Annotated in this window: 18 protein-coding genes; 7 read left to right on the forward strand and 11 right to left on the reverse strand. The window is 60.4% G+C overall.

Annotated elements, in window-relative coordinates:
* Positions 1-372 precede the first annotated feature (372 nt).
* Positions 373-1,449 (reverse strand): S-methyl-5-thioribose-1-phosphate isomerase, encoded by a 1,077-nt coding sequence (gene mtnA, locus ACM6J5_RS17150; protein ID WP_095943969.1) that lies wholly within the window; start codon positions 1,447-1,449, stop codon positions 373-375.
* Positions 1,450-1,557: 108 nt separating this feature from the next.
* Here mtnA and ACM6J5_RS17155 point away from each other — a divergent pair, with 108 nt between their 5' ends.
* The 5 genes from ACM6J5_RS17155 (at position 1,558) to ACM6J5_RS17175 (ending at position 6,518) form a co-directional block, all read left to right on the forward strand.
* On the forward strand, positions 1,558-2,892 hold the full coding sequence (locus ACM6J5_RS17155) for a TRZ/ATZ family hydrolase (RefSeq protein ID WP_414929021.1): 1,335 nt from the start codon (positions 1,558-1,560) through the stop codon (positions 2,890-2,892).
* Between the two features lie 58 nt (positions 2,893-2,950).
* Positions 2,951-3,649, forward strand: coding sequence for a bifunctional 2-polyprenyl-6-hydroxyphenol methylase/3-demethylubiquinol 3-O-methyltransferase UbiG (gene ubiG / locus ACM6J5_RS17160; protein ID WP_007985381.1), 699 nt, complete (start codon positions 2,951-2,953; stop codon positions 3,647-3,649).
* Between the two features lie 4 nt (positions 3,650-3,653).
* Positions 3,654-4,325 (forward strand): N-acetylmuramic acid 6-phosphate phosphatase MupP, encoded by a 672-nt coding sequence (gene mupP, locus ACM6J5_RS17165; protein ID WP_057713765.1) that lies wholly within the window; start codon positions 3,654-3,656, stop codon positions 4,323-4,325.
* Between the two features lie 148 nt (positions 4,326-4,473).
* A complete protein-coding gene (locus ACM6J5_RS17170; RefSeq protein ID WP_007999919.1) occupies positions 4,474-5,214 on the forward strand; it encodes a YciK family oxidoreductase in 741 nt (246 codons plus the stop codon).
* Between the two features lie 377 nt (positions 5,215-5,591).
* Positions 5,592-6,518 (forward strand): GGDEF domain-containing protein, encoded by a 927-nt coding sequence (locus ACM6J5_RS17175; RefSeq protein ID WP_414929022.1) that lies wholly within the window; start codon positions 5,592-5,594, stop codon positions 6,516-6,518.
* A gap of 138 nt (positions 6,519-6,656) precedes the next feature.
* Here ACM6J5_RS17175 and ACM6J5_RS17180 read toward each other — a convergent pair whose 3' ends face one another.
* The 7 genes from ACM6J5_RS17180 to ACM6J5_RS17210 form a co-directional block, all read right to left on the reverse strand.
* Positions 6,657-7,418 carry a TenA family transcriptional regulator gene (locus ACM6J5_RS17180; protein ID WP_414929023.1) on the reverse strand — a complete coding sequence of 254 codons (762 nt, stop codon included), beginning with the start codon at positions 7,416-7,418 and terminating at the stop codon, positions 6,657-6,659.
* Between the two features lie 76 nt (positions 7,419-7,494).
* Complete coding sequence (locus tag ACM6J5_RS17185) at positions 7,495-9,954, reverse strand: EAL domain-containing protein (RefSeq protein WP_095943973.1); 2,460 nt, start codon at positions 9,952-9,954, stop codon at positions 7,495-7,497.
* 192 nt (positions 9,955-10,146) lie between these two features.
* Positions 10,147-11,964, reverse strand: a complete 1,818-nt coding sequence (locus ACM6J5_RS17190) for an ABC transporter ATP-binding protein (protein WP_414929024.1) — start codon at positions 11,962-11,964, stop codon at positions 10,147-10,149.
* Positions 11,957-12,559, reverse strand: coding sequence for a DsbA family protein (locus ACM6J5_RS17195; RefSeq protein WP_414929098.1), 603 nt, complete (start codon positions 12,557-12,559; stop codon positions 11,957-11,959). The genes ACM6J5_RS17190 and ACM6J5_RS17195 overlap by 8 nt, the downstream gene beginning before the upstream one ends.
* 36 nt (positions 12,560-12,595) lie before the next feature.
* A complete protein-coding gene (locus ACM6J5_RS17200; RefSeq protein WP_046042587.1) occupies positions 12,596-13,537 on the reverse strand; it encodes a rhodanese-related sulfurtransferase in 942 nt (313 codons plus the stop codon).
* 102 nt (positions 13,538-13,639) lie between these two features.
* A complete protein-coding gene (locus ACM6J5_RS17205) occupies positions 13,640-13,939 on the reverse strand; it encodes a BolA family protein (protein WP_414929025.1) in 300 nt (99 codons plus the stop codon).
* Between the two features lie 12 nt (positions 13,940-13,951).
* A complete protein-coding gene (locus ACM6J5_RS17210) occupies positions 13,952-14,476 on the reverse strand; it encodes a DUF2059 domain-containing protein (protein ID WP_007997268.1) in 525 nt (174 codons plus the stop codon).
* A gap of 191 nt (positions 14,477-14,667) precedes the next feature.
* Between ACM6J5_RS17210 and ACM6J5_RS17215 the strand changes: the two genes are divergently transcribed.
* On the forward strand, positions 14,668-16,062 hold the full coding sequence (locus ACM6J5_RS17215) for a class II fumarate hydratase (RefSeq protein WP_008048978.1): 1,395 nt from the start codon (positions 14,668-14,670) through the stop codon (positions 16,060-16,062).
* A 99-nt stretch (positions 16,063-16,161) separates the two neighbouring features.
* Here the strand turns inward: ACM6J5_RS17215 and ACM6J5_RS17220 are convergent, their stop codons facing one another.
* The 3 genes from ACM6J5_RS17220 to pap all read right to left on the reverse strand — a co-directional run bounded on the left by ACM6J5_RS17220 (position 16,162) and on the right by pap (position 20,194).
* Positions 16,162-17,121 (reverse strand): DMT family transporter, encoded by a 960-nt coding sequence (locus ACM6J5_RS17220; RefSeq protein ID WP_095943976.1) that lies wholly within the window; start codon positions 17,119-17,121, stop codon positions 16,162-16,164.
* Between the two features lie 265 nt (positions 17,122-17,386).
* A complete protein-coding gene (locus tag ACM6J5_RS17225; RefSeq protein WP_414929026.1) occupies positions 17,387-18,571 on the reverse strand; it encodes a thiolase family protein in 1,185 nt (394 codons plus the stop codon).
* A 102-nt stretch (positions 18,572-18,673) separates the two neighbouring features.
* Positions 18,674-20,194, reverse strand: coding sequence for a polyphosphate:AMP phosphotransferase (gene pap / locus ACM6J5_RS17230; RefSeq protein ID WP_095943978.1), 1,521 nt, complete (start codon positions 20,192-20,194; stop codon positions 18,674-18,676).
* A gap of 153 nt (positions 20,195-20,347) precedes the next feature.
* Here pap and mnmC point away from each other — a divergent pair, with 153 nt between their 5' ends.
* Positions 20,348-22,327: a bifunctional tRNA (5-methylaminomethyl-2-thiouridine)(34)-methyltransferase MnmD/FAD-dependent 5-carboxymethylaminomethyl-2-thiouridine(34) oxidoreductase MnmC gene (gene mnmC / locus ACM6J5_RS17235; RefSeq protein WP_095943979.1), complete on the forward strand. Its 1,980-nt coding sequence runs from the start codon at positions 20,348-20,350 to the stop codon at positions 22,325-22,327.
* Positions 22,328-22,430 lie beyond the last annotated feature (103 nt).

Genomic DNA, 22,430 nt, shown 5'->3' on the forward strand with positions numbered 1-22,430 from the left:
CGAAGCTCGCCGCTGCAGGCTCAGTGCCATGCATTGGCTTACAACAAATCAACGAGTTATGCCATGGATCTGCGCAGTACGGGTCGCCACTTCGGGCAACCCTGGAAACCGCCGGATGTTATCACAAGAGCCGCCACGCACCTATCCCCCAGATGCGCATGGAGAGTAGTTAGTTGACCGGTGACAGGCTTGAATGGGACGAGAGAGGCTTAGAGCCGCTGCGAATGCTGAATTCGGGGCCGAATTACGGATGTTTATTGACTTTCAGACCCCAATCGCCAGCAGGCTGGCTCCCACATTGACCGGTGTCGATCACAAAACCTGTGGGAGCCAGCCTGCTGGCGATGGCGCCCATTCGAACGCCACGGCCGATCAATGCAGACGCTTACGGCACATCAACTGCGCCATTTTCGCTGTATCCGGGCGTTCGACGATGCCTTTTTCGGTGACGATCGCATCGATCAGGTCCGCCGGCGTCACGTCGAACACCGGGTTAAAGGCATCGACATCGGCGCCGACGCGCTTGCCACCCACCTCCAGCAGCTCGCGACCATCACGCTCTTCAATCGGAATGTCATCGCCACTGGCCAGGTTCATGTCGATGGTCGAACTCGGCGCCACCACCATGAAGCGCACACCATGGTGCATGGCGTTGACGGCCAGCTGATAGGTGCCGATCTTGTTGGCCACGTCGCCGTTGGCGGTGATCCGGTCCGCGCCGACGATGACCCAGGTAGGGCCTTTGGTCTTCATGATATGCGCCGCGGCGGAATCGACATTGAGGGTCACGGGAATGCCTTCATTGGCCAGTTCCCACGCGGTCAACCGCGAGCCCTGCAACCATGGGCGGGTTTCGTCGACATAGACCTGCTCGACCATACCCTCGATGAAAGCCCCACGAATCACCCCCAGCGCCGTGCCAAAGCCGCCCGTGGCCAGCGCGCCGGTGTTGCAGTGGGTCAGGATCGCCTGGGCGTTGCCCTGATGCTTGCGGATCAGGTCGACACCCAACTGCGCCATGGTCAGGTTGGCTTCGCGATCACTTTCATGAATGGCGATGGCCTCGGCCTCCAGCACCTCCAGCGGATCGGCATTGTCTTTCAGGCGATCAAGCCGGTCGTGCATGCGGCCCAGCGCCCAGAACAGGTTGACCGCGGTGGGACGGGAATCGGCCAACAGCATGAAATCCTCTTCCAGCGCAGCGTACCAGTCGCCACCTTCGGCAATCCGGGCGCGGGCCGCCAGTACGATGCCATAGGCTGCGCTAATGCCGATGGCCGGCGCGCCACGCACCACCATCGAGCGAATGGCCTCGGCCACGCCAGCGGCGCTGGTGTAGGCAATCCAGGTTTCCTCGAACGGCAAAATACGCTGATCCAGCAGATGGAGAGCGCCATCACGCCAATCGATGGCCTTTACCTTTTCCGCAGCCAACAGTCGATCGCGCATCCCTCACCCCGCACTCATGAACAAAAGCCGCCGATTATAGCGATCCCCCCGCGAAGACGCTCGGGTATACTTCGCCATCCTATACAAAAGCACTGGAACCGACCCTCGATGCCGAACACTGCCGCTGCGCTCGACCTGTTATTGCTGCCGACCTGGCTGGTACCCGTCGAACCCGCTGGTGTTGTCCTCAAGGAACATGGCGTGGGCATCCGTGATGGACGCATCGTGTTTATCGGCCCACGTTCCGCCGCTCTGAAGCTTAACGCAACCGAAACCCGCGAATTGCCCGACATGCTGCTCAGCCCCGGACTGATCAATGCCCACGGGCACGCGGCGATGACACTGTTTCGCGGCCTGGCCGATGACCTGCCATTGATGACCTGGCTGGAAAACCATATCTGGCCCGCCGAGGCCAAATGGGTCAACGAAGATTTCGTGCGCGACGGCACCGACCTTGCCATCGCCGAGCAAATCAAAGGCGGCATCACCTGTTTCTCTGACATGTACTTCTTCCCGAAGGTTGCCAGTGAGCGCGTGCACAACAGCGGCATTCGCGCGCAGATCGCAATCCCGATCCTCGACTTCCCTATTCCGGGCGCCGCTACGGCGGACGAAGCCATTCGTCAGGGCGTCGAGCTGTTTGGCGATCTCAAGCACCACGAGCGCATCAAAGTCACCTTCGGCCCCCATGCACCCTACACCGTGGGCGACGAAAACCTGGAAAAAATCCGGGTAATTGCCGAAGAACTGGACGCTTCGATTCACATGCACGTACATGAAACCGCTTTCGAAGTGCAGCAATCGGTCGAGCAACGCGGTGAACGACCGCTGGCCCGACTGGCGCGCCTGGGCTTGCTGGGACCACGCTTCCAGGCGGTTCACATGACCCAGATCAGCGAAGACGACCTGGCGCTGCTGGTAGAAAGCAACAGCAATGTGATTCATTGCCCGGAGTCGAACCTGAAGCTGGCCAGCGGGTTCTGCCCGGTCGAGCGTTTGTGGCAGGCCGGGGTCAATGTCGCGATCGGCACTGATGGCGCAGCCAGCAACAATGACCTGGACCTGCTCGGCGAAACCCGCACCGCGGCCCTGCTGGCCAAGGCTGTCGCCGGCTCGGCCACCGCGCTGGATGCCCATCGTGCCTTGCGCATGGCCACCCTCAACGGTGCCCGGGCGCTGGGTATCGAGGCCGAAACCGGCTCGCTGGAAGTCGGCAAGGCCGCGGACATGGTGGCTTTCGACCTCTCCGGCCTGGCCCAGCAGCCGGTCTACGACCCGGTTTCGCAGCTTATATATGCCACCGGCCGGGACTGCGTGAAACACCTTTGGGTTGCGGGCAAGCAGTTGCTCGACGACCGTCGCCTGACACGCCTGGATGAACAACAGCTTGGCACTGTCGCCAAGGCCTGGGGCCAGCGCATCAGTGGCCGCACCGAATCGTAAGCACCCTGGAGCACAATCCGGGGCAACAGGATTTTTCAAGTTTTAGAGGACTTAAACCATGAGCAACGTCGACTACGCCGAAATCGCCAAATTCGAGGCCCTGGCCCATCGCTGGTGGGACCGCGAAAGCGAATTCAAACCGCTGCACGACATCAACCCGCTGCGGGTCAACTGGATTGACGAGCGGGTCAACCTGGCCGGCAAGAAGGTCCTCGACGTCGGTTGCGGCGGCGGCATCCTCAGCGAAGCCATGGCTCAGCGCGGCGCGACCGTGATGGGCATCGACATGGGCGAAGCGCCGTTGGCGGTTGCCCAGTTGCATCAGCTGGAGTCGGGCGTGAACGTCGAATACCGGCAGATCACCGCTGAAGCCCTGGCCGAGGAAATGCCCGAGCAGTTCGACGTGGTCACCTGCCTGGAAATGCTTGAGCACGTACCGGACCCGTCGTCGGTCATCCGTGCCTGCTTCCGCATGGTCAAGCCCGGCGGCCAGGTGTTCTTCTCCACCATCAACCGCAATCCGAAGGCGTACTTGTTCGCCATCGTCGGCGCCGAATACATCATGAAGCTGCTGCCGCGCGGCACCCACGACTTCAAGAAATTCATCCGCCCTTCCGAACTCGGCGCCTGGAGCCGCATGGCCGGTCTGACCGTCAAGGACATCATCGGCCTGACCTACAACCCGCTGACCAAGCACTACAAACTGGCGGCCGACGTGGACGTCAACTACATGATCCAGACCCTGCGCGAGGAGTAAGCCGATGCCAATCAGAGCAGTTCTTTTCGACATGGACGGCACCCTGCTCGACACCGCGCCGGACTTCATTGCGATCTGTCAGGCGATGCGTGCCGACCGCGGCTTGCCACCGATGAACGATAAGCACATCCGCGACGAGATTTCCGGCGGTGCCAAGGCGATGGTCGCGGTGACCTTCTCCATGGACCCGGAATCGCCGGGGTTCGAGGAACTGCGCCTGGAGTTCCTGGAGCGCTACCTCGTCGGTTGTGCAGTCCACAGCAAGCTGTTCGACGGCATGGGCGAACTGCTGGCGGACATCGAGAAGGCCAACCTGATCTGGGGCGTGGTCACCAACAAGCCGCTGCGCTTCGCCGAGCCGATCATGCAACAGCTGGGGCTGGCTGAACGCTCGGCGCTGCTGATCTGCCCCGATCATGTGAAGAACAGCAAACCGGATCCCGAGCCGCTGATCCTGGCCTGCAAGATGCTCGACCTGGACCCGGCCAGCGTGCTGTTCGTCGGCGATGACCTGCGCGACATCGAGTCGGGCCGCGATGCCGGCACCAAGACTGCCGCCGTGACCTTCGGCTATATCCACCCGGATGACAATCCGCGGCATTGGGGGGCGGACGTGGTGGTCGATCATCCACTGGAGTTGCGCAAGGTGCTCGATAGCGCGCTTTGCAGTTGCTGAACCTGTTTTTTGTAGGAGCGAGCTTGCTCGCGAAAAACCTGAGAACGCCGCTGGGTGTCAGGTTTTACGTGTAATCGTTGACGACCATCGCGAGCAGGCTCGCTCCTACAGGGGCGGCGCCAGTCTTCTAAATTTGTTGAGGTTTTTTATGTTTGATTATTCCGCCCGCCCCGAACTGCTCAAGGATCGGGTCATTCTGGTCACCGGCGCAGGACGCGGCATCGGCGCCGCAGCGGCAAAAACCTACGCGGCACACGGCGCAACCGTGCTGCTGCTGGGCAAGACCGAAGCCAACCTGACCCAGGTCTACGACGAGATCGAAGCCGCCGGCCATCCACAACCGGCAGTCATCCCCTTCAACCTCGAAACCGCCCTGCCCCATCAATACGATGAGTTGGCAGCGATGATCGAAAGCGAATTCGGGCATCTCGACGGTCTGCTGCACAATGCTTCGATCATCGGCCCGCGCACGCCGATCGAGCAGCTTTCCGGCGAAAACTTCATGCGGGTCATGCAAGTCAACGTCAATGCCATGTTCATGCTCACCAGCACACTGCTGCCGCTGCTCAAGCTGTCGCAGGATGCTTCGGTGGTGTTCACTTCCAGCAGCGTCGGCCGCAAGGGACGTGCGTACTGGGGCGCTTACGGCGTCTCCAAATTCGCCACCGAAGGCCTGATGCAGACCCTGGCTGACGAAGTCGACACCGTGGCCCCGGTACGCTCCAACAGCATCAACCCCGGCGCCACCCGCACCAGCATGCGCGCCCAGGCTTACCCGGGTGAAAACCCCCTGAACAACCCGACGCCCGAGGAGATCATGCCGGTCTACCTCTACCTGATGGGCCCGGACAGCACGGGCATCAATGGCCAGGCGTTCAACGCCCAGTAACAACCGTACGTCGCTTTTTGGTGCCGCGCCAGCTTCCTGTCGCGGCACTCGAAGGCTTCAGGATTCGAACCAGGCACCTGTCAAACAAACGTCACACCCTACGTCACCCAGGTAGCAGACGACAATCAACTAATTGATTCAAAACAACTTTTATTCGGATGAACCGAATGGCACGACTTTCGCTCTAAGTTTGCTCAGACACGTAACGTGAAAGCAGACGGGGGTGAAGCTTGAGTCCAGAGATTACTCTTCTTCTACAAAGCGGATTAAACTTGTACGAAATGTCCTACGGGACTGACGGACCAGTACGACGCGCAGCCCTAAGCCGCTCTCACCCTGCTTGTAAGACAGCCTTACTGCTTAGGGGCGAACGCCTTATGAAACCACCTTCCCAGACCAACGCAATTGACTTCGATAGCGCCAAATTGCAACGCCTGGGCTTTGGTCAGCAGCCGCCCCTTCTGGAAAGACCTGTCAGTCTTGCGCAATTGCGCCAGCAATTGTGCCTGCAGCTGCAAACCAGTCTGGAGCCGCAACGCATTCTTGGGACTTTCTATCGCGAGATTCAGCGGTTGGTGCCATTGGACGCCTTGTGCTACCAGCACAAGAGCAGTGACTTGCGTCTGGAGTTCGGCCAGCGTGGCCACCATTCCCTCAATTACAGCCTCAGCCACGAAGGCGAACACCTGGGTGAGCTGATTTTCCGCCGCAATCAGCGTTTCAGCGAACAGGAACAGGGCAATCTCGAATCACTGCTGGCCGCGCTGCTTTTCCCGATGCGCAATGCGCTGCTGTACCGTACCGCTACCCAAAGCGCACTGCGCGACCCGCTGACGGGCGCCGGTAACCGCATCGCCATGGACCAGACACTGCAAAGGGAAATCGAGCTGTCCCGGCGCCACCTGCAACCGTTGTCGGTGCTGATGCTGGACATCGATCATTTCAAGCTGGTTAATGATACCCACGGCCACAGCACTGGCGATGACGTGCTCAAGGCGGTCGCTGCCTCGATCAAAAACCAGCTGCGCAACGTGGACATGGTGTTCCGCTATGGCGGCGAGGAGTTCCTGATCCTGCTGTCGAATACCTGTCGCGAGGCCGCGGCCATGGTCGGTGAGCGGCTGCGGTTTGCAGTGCAGTCTGAAGAGTACCTGGCCAATAGCCACAAGATCCTGCTGACGGTCAGCCTAGGCTGTTCGACCCTGTTGCCCGGCGAGTCTGCCGAAAGCCTGTTGCGGCGGGCAGACAGCGCATTGTATGTGGCCAAGCGCGAAGGTCGTAACCGGCTGGAAATGGCGGGCTGATTGTTCAGCCACGACACAAAACAATGTGGGAGCAGGTTTGCTCGCGAATGGGATCTGACTTTCAACGATGATGTTGACTGACAGTCCGTATTCGCGAGCAGGCTCGCTCCCACAGTTGTTTTTCAAGCAGCGATTGAATCAGCTTTCGACCAATGCCATCCGCTCACGCACGACCGGTGCCCGCTCTGCGTGTTCCATTTGCATGCAACGTTCGAGAAACAGGTACATATAGTCGTAGCTCTTGCAAACAGCCTGACGCAGCTCCACCTGCAGGGATTTGCTCGGGTTGGTACCTGCCAGTGTGCAGATGATGTCCAGGGCTTCCCATGGATGGGCATCGTCATACTGCGCATGCATCTTCAGCCATTTCATCGCCCGCTTGCGATCTTCCTCGGGGAACGAGGCGGCGTAGACACCGTTGGAACACACGACCGCCGACCATTCCCCGGTCGCCCCTTCGATCGCGTAGTTGGTGGCGGCAATCGCAACGATCAGCGAGTCGGCGGAACTGGTGTGCCAGCACCAATGGCTCAGGGCGTGAAGCTCGGGTGGAACCTGCTGAGCCTGCAACTCTTCCAGGCTGACACCGTGCGCGCGACTCCAGTGCACCCAGTAATCGGCGTGGTTCAGTTCGACGCGGATGTTACGCATCAGCCAGCGACGGGCCATGTCTTCGCCGGGATGACGGGCAAAGCGGGTCTTGGTCAGGTTTTGTGCCATATACAACGCGAACTGTTCGACCACCGGCCAGCCACCGATCAGGTACTGGCGCATGGTCTTCGCACTGAGTTTGTTGTCTCGCATGCGTTGGTACAGTTCGTGTTCGACAACCCGGCGCTTGCTCTCGCTGCAATCCTGGATCAGGCGCTGGGCCCAGGCAGGGTAACTTGCAGCTTCCATGAGCGGTCCGGTTCGGTTGAATGTATCGATCACTGTCGAGCTCCTTTTGATTGTGATTGTAAGACCGGCAGGAGTTTCAACGGAACGTGCCAGGGGCCTTGAACAACAGCGGCTGAGGCCTGGCGGGACGGCTTAGCAGGCTATCAAAGGTAAACAGATGCGGGCGTTCAATCACATACCCTTGAGCGTAATCCACCCCGATCTCCAGCAATGCCTGCTCGATCTGGGGCGTTTCGACAAACTCGGCAATCGTGCGCTTACCCATCACATGGCCAATGTGGTTGATCACTTCGACCATGGCGCGGTTGATCGGGTCGTCCAGCATATCCTTTACGAAACTCCCATCGATCTTCAGGAAGTCTACAGGCAAATGTTTCAGGTACGCGAATGAGGACATTCCGGCACAAAAGTCATCCAGTGAAAAATAGCATCCTAAGCCTTTGAGTTCATTAATGAATCGAATGGCGCTGCCAAGATTTGAAATAGCACTGGTTTCAGTAATTTCAAAACAAATCATTTCAGGCGGAATCGAATACGTCACAAACTGTTCGCGCAGGAAGTCCAGGAATGCCTCATCCCCAATGGTCGTGCCTGACAGATTGATCGCACACATGGCCAGCGGCCCATGGCCTTGCTCGGCCCTGCATTGGGCAATGATCTTGAACACGTTCTGCACCACCCAACGATCGAGCGAGCTCATCAAGCCATAACGCTCGGCAGCCGGAATGAAGCTGTCGGGCAGGATCATCCGCCCGGCTTCATCATGCAATCGCAGCAGAATCTCAATGTGCCCGCCGCCCTGTTCGACATGACCCAAGGGCACAATTTCCTGGGCGTACAGGCAAAAGCGGTCTTCCTCCAGCGCCATGTGCAAACGCTGCACCCAGGCCATTTCGCCGAAGCGCAGAGACAATTCCGAGTCATCCGGATGATAGACCTGGACCCGATTACGCCCCTTTTCCTTGGCCATGTAGCACGCCATGTCGGCAGCACGCAGCGAGGCTTCAAGCGTCGTCGGATTCTGCGCGACATGGACCAGCCCGATACTGACAGTGGTCACGAAAGGCCGGCCCTTCCAGACAAAATGCAGATTCTGCACAGTCTGGCGCAGGCTTTCGGCAATTTTCTCCGCCGCTTCCGGTGCGCAGTTTTCCAGCAGGATGCCGAATTCGTCGCCGCCAAGGCGCGCCAGGGTGTCGCCTTCGCGCAGCCCGGATTGCAACAGCGCGCAGATGTGCCGCAACAGTTCGTCGCCCGCCGCGTGGCCGCAGGTATCGTTGACCAGCTTGAACTGGTCCAGATCGAGGAACATCAGGGCATGGCGACCCGAATGGCGGGTCAGGTTGTGCAGCGCCTGTTCCAGGCGATATTCGAACTCGCGACGGTTGGCGAGCCCGGTCAAGGCGTCGTGGGTCGCCTGCCACGACAGATTCGCGATGTATTGCCGCTCCTGGGTCATGTCATGCAGCACCAACACCGTCCCGCTGACTTTGCCGGCATTACGGATCGGCGCGCCCACCAGCGTGACCGACACCGTACTGCCATCCAGACGCTGGATCAGCTTGGAGTGTTCACTGCCGCCACTGAGCTGGCCGCTGAGAATATGCTCGATCAGGGTGAATCCATCGGTCTGGGCATTTTCGTCCAGCAGGTTGAACAGCGCCGCCAGCGGCAACCCCGTCGCCTGTTCGGCCTTCCAGTGGGTCAACGCCTCGGCCGCGGGGTTCATGTAGGCAATCGCACCAGAAACATCCGTGGTGATCACGCCGTCACCAATCGATTGCAGGGTGATCTGCGCCCGCTCTTTCTCCACTTGCAACGCATCGGCGAAGGCATGGCGCTGCTTGAGTAGTTTATGGGTGCGCATCAGCGCCAGCGCGATCAATCCAAGAGCCGTGGCGAGGTTAGTCAGCAACAGCAGACGAAGAATGACCCGCGACCCCTCCCCCAGTGCATCGCTGAAGGCTTTCGCCGCCGGAGTCACCTCATCATTGATCGCGAAAATCTGCTCCCTCCAGCGCTGTACATCCGCCCTGGAAGCCGGGCCGGCAGCGATGTGCCGATGCATGTCCCTGGCAACGTTATCGAGTTTGACAAGATAGGCATCACCCACGGTCCAGAGGTCGATGGCTTTTTCGAGGTAGCTGAAGTGACGAAAGTTGAGGTACAGCCAAATCAGGCTGGAAACGTCATCCGGGTGGTTGCCGCCCTTGAGAATCGCCACACGTGCCGCCTCGATATTCGGCGGTTGGTGGTCCAGTGCCACACGTAACTCATGTCCGCCCTGGGGCACGGACATCGCGTGCTGGTATTTACGAAAAATCGCTTCGTCGCCACTGTCGGCGTAGAGGTTGAGGTAATAGATGGCGTCTTTCTGGCCCTTGGACCAGAGACTTTCGCCGGCAACATAGCCGCGAACCGCCGACAGCACGTAAAGGCTAACGCCGCCCAACAAGGCTTGAAACACCACAACGGCGATAAATGGCCAGACGATGCCCAACAGCCGTGGCGTTCCGAGAGTCCGCGTTTGATTCATGGGGTCCCTTGCATTGGCACTGTCTGCTCGTCTTCCGGACGAAATCGCTATAGCTAGACTAGGGGGCGATCCTGCTTCCGGCAAGCGACAAGCTTTGCCCGGAGGGAGTATCGGCCACTGAATTCGCTCGCGATGAATTTTTATAGTATTGAAACAGCGCTCTGCAACCTTGAAGCGACCTCGCTACAACCGCTACAACCGCTGCAAATGCCCATACAGCTTGGCGTACAACCCACCGTCGGCAATCAGTTGCTGGTGGTCGCCATCCTCGGCAACTTGCCCGCCGTCGAACACCAGCACCCGATCCGCCTGTTTTACCGCCGAAAGGCGGTGGGCAATGATCAACGTGGTGCGGTTGCTCAGGAACCGCGCCAAAGCCTGGTGCAGGTTGTATTCGGTGGCGGCGTCCAGTGCCGAGGTGGCTTCGTCGAGGATCACCACCTTGGGCTCGGCCAGCACCATTCGGGCGATGGCCAGGCGTTGACGTTGCCCGCCGGACAAACGCACCCCGGAGCGCCCGACGATGCTGTCCAGGCCATTGGGCAAATCCCGGACCGTGCCATGCAACTGGGCAATTTCCAGCGCCTGCCAGCAGGCCTCGTCACTGCGTTCGCGGCCCATGGTCAGGTTGGCCCGGATGGTATCGTTGAACAGCGCCGGATGTTGCAGGACCACGGCAACATTTTCCCGCACGGTTTCCAGGCCGATCTCCTGCTGGGTCGAACCGCCGAAGCGAATGGTTCCGGCCAACGGCGTGTACAAGCCCAGCAGCAGTTGCACCAACGTGCTCTTGCCACCGCCACTGGCGCCGACGATCGCAACCTTTTCGCCGGGGGCGATGGACAGGTTCATCTGGTTCAGGACCAGTTCATCACCGTAACCGAAGCTCAACCCTTGTACTTCCAGCCCGACCGTCTCGCGACCGGCGAAAGGGTCGACGCCGCCCGGGTATTGGGGCTCATCGGCACGGGACAGCAGTTCGTTGATTCGCGACAGCGCACCGCCGGCAGCGTAGTAGGCATATTGCAGGTTCAGCAGTTGTTCAACCGGACCGATCATGAACCACAGGTAACTGAACACCGCGAGCATCTGGCCGATTGAAAGGTCGGAAAACAGCACGGTGAGCATCGCCGCGGCCCGGAAAATATCGATGCCGAACTGGAACAGCAAACCGCTGGCCCGATTCGACGCATCGGTTTTCCATTGCGAACTCACCGCATAGTCACGCACGTCCCGGGCGCGTTGCCCCAGGCGACCGAGGAAAAACCCCTGGCGGTTGCCGGCGCGAACTTCCTGGATGGCATCCAGCGTTTCGGTCAGTGCCTGGGTGAAGCGCGAAGTGCTGTCGTTCTCGAGTTTCTTCAGGTGCTTGACCCGCTTGCCCAATTGCACCGTGGCATAGATCACCAGCGGGTTGAACAGCAGAATCAGCAATGCCAGTTTCCAGTGCATCCACATCAGAATGCCTGCCGTGCCGACCAGGGTCAGCATGGCCACGAGGAAACGGCTGAGGGTTTCGCCGACGAATTTGTCCAGGGTGTCCAGGTCGGTGACCAGATGCGTGGTCACCGTGCCGCTGCCCAGGCTTTCGTATTCGCCCAGGGAGATACGCTTGAGACGCTCGATCAGGCGTATGCGAATGCGGTAGACGATGTCCTTGGCCAACCCGGCGAACAATTTCGCCTGCACCACGTTGAACAGCAACGCGGTGCAACGCAGGGTCAAGGTCACCACCAGCATCAGGCCGATGTAGCCCCCGGCCTTCTGCCAGCCTTCGGGCAGCGCGTGGTTCATGATCTTCAGCGCGGCATCACCATGCCCCAGCAACACCTCGTCCACCAGCAACGGCAGGAGCAAGGGAATCGGCACGCTGCACAGGGTCGCCAGCACGGCCACACCGTTGGCGATCCACAGGGATTTCTTGTGATGCAGGGCCAGGCGGCGGATTTCCGCCCAGCTCAGACGGTCGACACGTTTAGCGGGTGCGACATCATCAGGCAGGTCATGCACAGGCAGCACGCTCCAGCCAGCGGCCGAGCAGCGGGGACAACTCGCTCAACGGCTGATAGCCATTGGTCAACAACGCCAGTTGGCCGTTACGCTCGGCCAGCAGAGTGGGGAAACCGGCAATGCCCAGGTCCTGGACCCAGGTGAAATCAGCCGCCGTTGCGGCATGCATATCGGCGCGGTCAAACGCGGCGGCGAACTCGATGCGCGGCACGCCGGCTTGCTCGGCCAGTTCCACCAGCACGCTGGCGCGGGTGACATCCCGGCCTTCGACATAAAACGCATGCTGGATCAGCCCGAGCAGCTTCCAGGCGCAATCCGGCGCCAGTCCGCGCGCCGTCACCAGTGCCCGGCAGGCAGGCTCGGTGTCATAGACAAAGCCATCGGGTAACGCGCCCTCAAACTTGAAAGGCTGGCCGGTGGCTTCGGTGACCGCCTGCCAGTGTTCAAGGATGTAGCGTCGGGTGGTCGGCTCCAGCGCCGCACCGCTACCGGTGCGCAAACCACCCACGATCAGATGCACATCCACACCCGCGGCTTGCGCCTGCTCGACCAGTGCGTTGGCCACCGGGGCAAACCCCCAGCACCAGGAACACATCGGGTCCATCACATAAAGCAGGCGCGCAGACATGGTTCAGGCCTCGGAGGATGCTTGCTTGTAGTTGAAGCCGATCGGGTGAGGCTGGTTACGAGCCTTGGCCAGTTCGATCTGCTTCTGCCGGTCGATCGCGCTGCGACGGGTCTTCTCGCTCAGCTTATCCCAGCAATGCGGGCAACTGATGCCGGCCACGTAATGCTCGGACGCGCGGTCTTCCACGCTCACCGGCGTGCGGCAGGCATGACATTGATCGTAGTCGCCTTCGCTCAGGTCGTGACGAACGGTCACGCGGTTGTCGAACACGAAGCAGTCGCCCTGCCACTTGGTTTCTTCCTGCGGCACCTCTTCGAGGTACTTCAGGATGCCACCCTTGAGGTGAAAAACCTCACCGTAGCCCTCGCTGAGCATGTAGCTCGAGGCCTTCTCGCAGCGGATGCCGCCGGTGCAGAACATTGCGACCTTCTTGTGTACGGCCGGGTCGAAGTTGGCTTTGATGTAATCGGGAAATTCGCGAAAACTGGTGGTTTTCGGGTCGATGGCGCCTTCGAAGGTACCGATCGAGACTTCGTAATCATTACGGGTGTCGATCAACAGCACTTCGGGGTCGCTGATCAGGGCGTTCCAGTCCTGCGGATCGACGTAGGTGCCGACCTTTTTGTTCGGGTCCACGCCTTCCACGCCGAGGGTGACGATTTCTTTCTTGAGTTTGACTTTGGTGCGATAGAACGGCTGATCGTCGCAGTACGACTCTTTATGGTCGATGTCGTCCATGCGCGGGTCGTTCTTGAGCCAGGCCATCAGCCCGTCGATGCCTTCGCGGCTGCCGGACACGGTGCCGTTGATACCTTCTTCGGCAATCAGCAGGGTGCCTTTGATGCCGTTGTCGACCATCGCTTGCAGCAGGGGCTCGCGCAGGGCGACGTAATCTTCCAGGGTGACGAACTTATACAGTGCCGCCACGACAATCTGTTGTGTCATGGGTAAATCTCCAGGTGGCTACCCTCGTAAGGGGTGAACCGGATGCGAAAAAAAACGCGCCGGGTTAGCGGCGCGTTGGGCATTCTAACAAAAAACCTGTGTTTAGTGCTTGCCGCCGCCGGCACAGGTCGGCGAGACCGGAGCCGCGTCGATCCGGGCCCATTCCTCTGGCGTGTAGGTATGCAGAGCCAACGCATGGAACTCGCCCATCAGCTCGCCAAGCGTGCCGTAGACCTTCTGGTGACGCTTGACCCGGTTCAGGCCTTCGAACTGCGCGCTGACCACCACCGCCTTGAAATGGGTTTGCAGCCCACGGCTGTGCATGTGGCTTTCATCCAGCACTTGCAGATGCTCGGGCTGAAGCAGGGCCAGCGTCGATTCGATGCGTTGTTGCATGGTCATACCGAACTCCGCTTAAGGCTTTTTCTTGGCTGGAGCAGCCGCGTCTTTCGGCGTCAGCTCGGCGGTCATGTCAGCCAGCAGCTTGTTGACCACAGGCACCGCGCTTTCCAGCTTGGCCTGGGTCATCTGGGCCGATTGCTGGGTCAGCTGAGGCATTTTTTCCAGGACTTTCTTGCCCAGTGGCGACTGGTAGAACGCAACCAGGTCCTTGAGCTCGGATTCGGTGAAGTTGGTGGTGTAGAGCTTGACCATGTCCGGTTTCAGCTTGTTCCAGCCAATGGCCTGGTCCAGAGCGGCGTTGGCCTTGGCCTGGTAGGTTTCCAGCACGGCTTTTTTCGACTCAGGGGCTTTGGTTTGTTCGAAACGCTGGGCAAACATCTGCTGTACTTGCATGTACACCGGGGTGCCCAGTTTGTCAGCGTGCGCCATGGTCAGGAAAGCCTCGGCACTGGCGTTATGGCTGGCGGTGTCGGCAAGAACCTGGCCGCTGGCGCAGACCAAAGCAACGGCGGTACAGATGGCACGAAGACGAGTCATCGAGTTTCCTTTTCTAGCTGGCGAGGTAAGACCCCAAGGGCGTCCATTCTGCGCCTAAAAAAGTGTGTCGCTCAACCCCAAGCCTTGTCGCGCCTGATTTAGAGGGGTTGAATGGTCAAATTCAGACTGATGGAACCACGGCCGTCGATCACGGCCTAAACTGCGCAATCGGACCTACAGGAGTGAGCAAGATGAGCCGTATCGAAACCGACAGCCTCGGCCAGGTTGAAGTCCCGGATGAAGCCTATTGGGGCGCTCAGACGCAACGCTCACTGATCAACTTCGCCATCGGCAACGAACGCATGCCGCTGGCCGTGTTGCATGCCCTGGCGCTGATCAAGAAAGCCGCGGCACGGGTCAATGATCGCAACGGCGACGTGCCCGCCGATATCGCGCGCCTGATCGAGCAGGCGGCCGACGAAGTGCTCGCCGGCGACCACGACGACCAGTTTCCGCTGGTGGTCTGGCAAACCGGCAGCGGTACCCAGAGCAACATGAACGTCAACGAAGTGATCGCCGGTCGCGCCAACGAGCTGGCCGGCAACCCTCGTGGCGGCAAGTCCCCGGTGCATCCCAACGATCACGTCAATCGCTCCCAGAGTTCCAACGACTGTTTTCCCACCGCCATGCACATCGCAGCCGTCCAGGCGGTGCAGCAGCACTTGCTGCCGGCGATCAGTGAACTGACCGGCGGGCTGGCCGAACTGGCCGCACGCCATATGAAACTGGTCAAGACCGGTCGAACCCACATGATGGATGCGACACCGATCAGCTTCGGTCAGGAAATCTCGGCTTTCATCGCGCAACTCGATTACGCCGAGCGGGCAATCCGCAGTGCACTGCCCGCGGTCTGCGAGCTGGCCCAGGGCGGAACGGCCGTCGGCACCGGGCTGAACTCACCCCACGGCTTCGGCGAGGCCATCGCCGCGGAATTGGCAGCCCTCTCCGGCTTGCCGTTCATCACCGCGCCGAACAAGTTCGCCGCACTGGCCGGCCATGAGCCGCTGACCACGTTGTCCGGCGCGCTGAAAACCCTCGCCGTGACACTGATGAAAATCGCCAACGATCTGCGCCTGCTGGGTTCCGGCCCGCGCGCCGGCTTCGCCGAAGTCAGGCTGCCGGCCAATGAACCGGGGAGTTCGATCATGCCGGGCAAGGTCAACCCGACCCAGTGCGAAGCACTGTCGATGCTCGCCTGCCAGGTGTTGGGCAACGACGTCGCCATCGGTTTTGCCGCCAGTCAGGGTCACTTGCAGTTGAACGTGTTCAAACCGGTGATCATCCATAACCTGCTGCAATCGATCCGTTTGCTGGCTGATGGCTGCAGCAACTTCCAGCAGCACTGCGTGGCCGGCCTGGAACCGGATGCGGAAAAAATGGCTGAACACCTGGAGCGCGGTCTGATGCTGGTGACGGCGCTCAACCCGCACATCGGCTATGACAAATCGGCGGAGATCGCCAAGAAGGCCTACAGCGAAGGCCTGACCTTGCGCGAGGCGGCGTTGCAACTCGGGTATCTGACTGACGAAGAGTTCGATGCGTGGGTGAGGCCGGAGAACATGCTGGAGGCTGGGGCCAAGGGCTGAATTTTGCGGTGATTGAAAGTCCGTCTTCGCGAGCAGGCTCGCTCCCACACTGGATCTCTGTGGGAGCGAGCCTGCTCGCGAAGGGCGCGATGAAGATTTTCAGCCAACGACCATTTTGGCTTTTCTGGCCTTCAATCCGGCAATCAACGAAGGCCCCAACGCCACCAGCGCCGACCCCAGCACCACCAGCACCGCGCCGCCATATCCCAGGCCATTGATCGTCTCGGCATGCACATAGTCGGGCCACAGCCACGCAGCCATGGCAACCGCGGCAAAGGTCACCAGCGGCGTGATGGCCAGCGTCGCGCTGACCCGGGAAGCTTCCCAATGGGCCAGGGCCTCGGCAAACGCGCCATAGGCAATCAGGGTGTTGAGACAGCACGCCAGCAACAACCACCCCTGCAAGGGGTTCAATTGCAACGCTTCGAGCGGATGCACCCACGGCGTCAACAACAGCGCGCAAAACAGGTAGATCACCATCATCACCTGCAGCGAATTCCACACCGTCAGCAATTGCTTCTGCCCCAAGGCATAGAAGGTCCAGACCGTGGACGCCAGCAGCACCAGCAGCACGCCGGCGGTGTAGTCCGTCAGCGACGTGAGCAACTCACTCAAGCGCTGGTTGAAAAACAGCGCAAAGCCGATCAACAGCACCAGCAAGCCAATCCCCTGCCCCAGGCTGAAACGCTCCTTGAACACAAACAGGCTGGCGATCAGCAGCATGATCGGGCCCATCTGCACCACCAATTGCGCCGTGCCGGGGCTGAGCAGGTTCAGACCCATCAGATACAAAACATAGTTACCGACCAGTCCGAGCACCGCCATCAGCACCAACCAGCCACCACGAGGTCCGAGCACCTTGCGGCTGGGTAGACGCCTGGTGGCCGCCAGGTAAATGAACAGGCAGCCGCCGGACACCAGCAGACGAAACCAGGTCACCGTCACCGGATCCATCACCAGCAACACCTGCTTGAGCTTGATCGGCAGGATTCCCCACAACAACGCGGTCAACAAGGCCAGGAACAGACCGTAACCCCAGCGACCCGATGAAATGTGCATGTGAACCCCAACGCCAACTGACAGGAGTCGTCATTCTAGGCTTGGAGCGGTGACGTACACAGGGACAGTTTTGGACTGGCCGCGAATGAAACTGTGCGGGTCGCAATCTTTGAGGGGGATTTTTTACAACCGAGGTGAGCCCATCGCGAGCAGGCTCGCCCCCACAGTGATTAGCGGCGATCACAAATGTTGTGTACGCCACCAAACCTGTGGGAGCGAGCCTGCTCGCGAAAGCTATCTGGCAGACAACGAAAAATATCGAGGCTTAACGCACCGCCTCAAACAACCCCGTAGCCCCCATCCCGCCACCCACGCACATGGTGACGATGCCGTACCGCAGATTGCGTCGCTGCAACTCACGAACCAGATGCCCGACTTGGCGCGAGCCGGTCATGCCGAACGGGTGACCGATGGAAATCGAGCCGCCGTTGAAGTTGTACCGGGCGTTGTCGATTTCCAGCCGGTTGCGGCTGTACAGGCACTGCGAGGCGAACGCTTCGTTGAGTTCCCACAGGTCGATGTCGTCAATCCGCAAACCTTTGGCCTTGAGCAGTTTCGGTACCGAAAACACCGGGCCGATGCCCATCTCGTCCGGCGCGCAACCGGCCACGGTAAAGCCGCGGAAGAACGCTTTCGGCTTGAGCCCCAGCTCCAGTGCTTTTTCGAGGCTCATCACCAGGGTCATGGACGCGCCGTCGGACAGTTGCGAAGAGTTGCCCGCCGTGACCGAGCCATCTTCGGCGAACACCGGTTTCAATCCGGCCAGGCTTTCCAGGGTGGTGTCCGGTCGGTTGCAGTCATCGCGGTCGACGATGCCGTCGAGGATCTGTGCCTGACCTGTGGCCTTGTCTTCGACGCGATACTTCACCGCCATCGGCACGATTTCATCGCTGAACAACCCGGCGGCCTGCGCCGCTGCGGTACGTTGCTGGCTTTGCAGCGCGTACAGGTCCTGCTCTTCACGGCTGACGCCGTACCGACGCGCGACGATTTCAGCCGTCTGGCCCATCGAAAAATAGATGCCCGGCACCTGCTCCTTGAGCAGCGGGTTGATCAGGTTGTCGGTGTTGACACTCTTCATGGTCAGGCTGATGGACTCGACGCCGCCGGCGACGATGATGTCGCTGCAACCCGAAGCGATCTGGTTGGCGGCAATGGCGATCGCCTGCAAGCCCGAAGAACAGAACCGGTTGAGAGTCATGCCGGCCGTGCCGATACCCAGGCGCGAGAGCACCGCGACATTGCGACCGATATTGAAACCCTGGGCACCTTCGTTGGAGCCGGCACCCACGATGCAGTCCTCGACGCTCGCCGGATCGATACCGGTGCGCGCCAACAGTGCATCGACACAGTGGGCCGCCATGTCATCCGGGCGGGTCATGTTGAATTTACCGCGAAAGGATTTGGCCAGGCCGGTCCGTACGCTGTCGACGATCACCACTTCACGCATGGCATACCTCATTGTTGTTATCGGTTGAGAGTGGACCGAGCATAAGTCCAGCGCTTCACCGACCGCGACGATCATTCACCTCGCGTATGCGTAACCATGGCCTCAATTCTTGTCCTTGCGCTTGCGTTCATGCCGGTCGGATTTCTCGAAAGCCTCTTCCAGCGCCCGGTTGATGGTGCGTAGCACCTTGACCCGTGCCCAGCGCTTGTCATTGGCTTCCACCAGGGTCCATGGCGCAATCTCGGTACTGGTACGGTCGACCATGTCACCGACCGCCGCACGATAGTCATCCCATTTTTCACGGTTACGCCAGTCATCTTCAGTGATCTTGAAGCGCTTGAAGGGAATCTTCTCGCGCTCCTCGAAGCGCTCCAATTGCGTCTGCTTGTCGATCGACAGCCAGAACTTGACCACGATCACACCGGCGTCGGCGAGCTGTTCTTCGAAATCGTTGATTTCACCATAGGCACGCAGCCAGTCCGCCGGGCTGCAAAAGCCTTCGATGCGCTCCACCAACACCCGGCCATACCACGAGCGGTCGAACACCGTGAACTTGCCCCGGGCCGGCAGGTGCCGCCAGAAACGCCATAGATACGGCTGCGCCCGTTCTTCTTCGGTTGGCGCGGCAATCGGTACGATGCTGTACTGACGCGGATCCAGCGCTGCCGCTACCCGACGGATCGCCCCACCTTTGCCAGCCGCGTCATTGCCCTCGAACACCGCCACCAGTGCGTGGCGGCGCATGCGTTTGTCACGCATCAACCCGGAAAACCGCGCCTGCTCGGTGATCAGTTGTTCTTCGTAATCATCCTTGTCCAGGTGCAGGGTCAGGTCCAGACTGTCGATCAGGTTCACTTGATCGACACTGGGGAACACTGGCGCGGCGCTGACCTTTTCCGGATGGATCTTCGGTCGCTTCAATGCCCCTTGCAGGCCCGCCAGCAGAATCCGACCCACGGCCAGGCTGCGATAATGGGCATCCGCCCCGGCGATCACATGCCAGGGTGCATAGTCACGGCTGGTTCGACGCAGCGCCCGTTCACCATACTTCACGAACCGGTCGTAGGTTTGCGACTGCTGCCAGTCCAGCGGGCTGATGCGCCAGCTGTGCAGCGGGTCGTCGGCCAATGCCTTGAGGCGTGCCTTCATTTGCTTTTTCGAGAGGTGAAACCAGAACTTGAAGATCAGCGCACCTTCATCGCAGAGCATCTTTTCCAGGCGCTCGGCGCCATTGATCGCCTGGTCCAGTCGCGGATCCTTGAACTCGCCATGGACCCGCCCCTGCAGCATCTGGCTGTACCAGTTGCCGAAGAAAATCCCCATGCGCCCCTTGGCCGGGAGCATCCGCCAGTACCGCCAGGCCGGCGGCCGCGCCAGTTCTTCATCGGTTTGCTGATCGAAGGTACGCACCTCGATCAAGCGCGGGTCCATCCACTCGTTGAGCACCTTGATCGTCTCACCCTTGCCGGCACCTTCGATGCCATTGATCAAAATGATCACCGGAAAGCGGCGTTGCTGCTGCAATTCGAATTGCGCTTCGAGCAACGCTTCGCGCAGGGCCGGGATTTCGGCGTCGTAGGTTTCTTTGTCGATGGCGTGATCGATTTCGGCGGATTCAAACATAAGCGGCTCCCTTCCAGATGTGAGCAAGACTAGCGGATTGAACTGAAGGCCAGCAGAGATTCTCCCGGTCTCGGCTAATGCATACCTTGCCACGGATCAAGCACCACGCCGTCGATCGGCTAGAATGGCGGCCTTGCCGTTGCCGAGCCTGCCATGAAACCTGTATTGCCCCACGCCCAGCTCGACTGGGACGACCAAGGTCGCCCGTATTCGCGGGTATTCGACGATGTGTATTTCTCCGACCAGTCGGGGCTGGACGAAACCCGCTATGTCTTTATTGAGCAGAACCGTCTGGTGGAGCGTTTTGCTGCCCTGCCCGAGGGCGGGCGGCTGGTCATCGGTGAAACCGGGTTCGGCACCGGGCTGAATTTTTTGTGCGCCTGGCAGGTGTTCGATCAACACGCCGCGACCGGTGCGCGGTTGCATTTTGTCAGCGTCGAGAAATACCCGTTGAGCCCCGACGACTTGCAGCGGGCCCTGGCGCTGTGGCCGGAACTCAAGGTGTTTGCCGATCAACTGCTTGAGCAATACGTGGCCATCCATCAGGGCTTTCAGCGCCTGACGCTGGACCACGGCCGCGTGACGCTGACCCTGCTGATCGGCGATGCACTGGAGCAACTGCCGCAACTCGATGCCCGAATCGACGCCTGGTTCCTCGACGGTTTCGCCCCGGCGAAAAACCCCGACATGTGGACCGCCGAGCTGTTTGCCGAACTGGCGCGCCTGGCCGCCCCCGGTGCCTCCATCAGCACGTTCACCAGCACCGGCTGGGTGCGGCGCCTGCTCAACGCCGCCGGCTTCAAGATGAAACGCACCCCCGGCATTGGCCACAAATGGGAAATCCTGCGCGGCGAGTTCCTCGGCTGGCCCCAGGAAACACCGACCCCGGCCCTGGATAAACCCTGGTTCGCCCGGCCGGCCCCGCTGACCGGCGAACGCCAGGCTCTGGTGATCGGTGCCGGCCTGGCCGGATGTGCCAGCGCCGCCAGCCTCGCCGCGCGGGGTTGGCAAGTGACTTTGCTGGAGCGCCACGACGCCATCGCCCAGGAAGCCTCGGGCAACCCGCAGGGCGTGCTCTACCTGAAGTTATCCGCCCACGGCACGGCGCTGTCGCAAATGATCGTCAGCGGATTCGGCTACACCCGACGCCTGCTCGAACACTTGCAACGGGGCCGCGACTGGGACGATTGCGGCGTGTTGCAGTTGGCGTTCAACGCCAAGGAAGCCGAGCGTCAAGCGCAGTTGGCAGCGGCGTTTCCAGCGGACTTGCTGCACCTGCTGGATCAACCCGAGGCACAGGCCGTGGCCGGCATCGGGCTGGCACAGGGTGGCCTGTTCTATCCCGAAGGCGGCTGGGTTCATCCACCGGCGTTGTGCCAGTGGCAGGCTGCGCATCCACAGATTCAACTGCTCACCCATCACGATGCGCTGGAGCTGCGCAAAGTTGAAGGCCGTTGGCAAGCCTGGGACGGCGAGCGCTTGCTTGCCGACGCCCCCGTGGTGGTGCTCGCCGGTGCCGCCGAAATCCGGCGTTTCCCCGAGAGCGCCGAGTTGCCGCTCAAACGCATTCGCGGGCAAATCACCCGACTGGTGCAAACCCCGCAAAGCCAGGCCCTGAGCACCGTGGTGTGCGCCGAAGGCTATGTCGCCCCTGCCCGTTTGGGCGAACACACCCTGGGAGCCAGTTTCGATTTCAAGAGCGATGACCTGGCGCCGACTACGGCGGAACACCTGGGCAACCTGGCCATGCTCGAAGAGATTTCCCACGATCTGGTCGAGCGTTTACAGGCCGATGAACTTGCACCTGAAAGTCTCCAGGGTCGCGTTGCCTTTCGCTGCACCAGCCCCGACTACTTGCCAATCGTCGGTCCGTTGGCCGACACCCAGGCGTTCACTCAGGTGTATGCAGCACTCAGCAAGGACGCCCGGCAGGTGCCGGACGTCGAATGCCCATGGCTTGACGGTTTGTACATCAACAGCGGTCACGGCTCGCGCGGCCTGATCACCGCGCCGCTGTCCGGAGAACTACTGGCAGCCTGGCTGGACAACGAACCCCTGCCATTGCCCAGAAGCGTGGCCGAAGCCTGTCACCCCAACCGGTTTGCCTTGCGGCGCCTGATCCGGGGCAAGTAGTCGATACAGCAGTCGAAGTCGCCCTCATGGGGCGATTCGGCCGTGGTCAGTCGCGCATATAACTCATCGATCTAAAACTCCCCTTACCGAGGAGGGTCACTTT

It is taken from the genome of Pseudomonas sp. IT-P74 (genome assembly GCF_949768175.1).
Taxonomy (GTDB): domain Bacteria; phylum Pseudomonadota; class Gammaproteobacteria; order Pseudomonadales; family Pseudomonadaceae; genus Aquipseudomonas.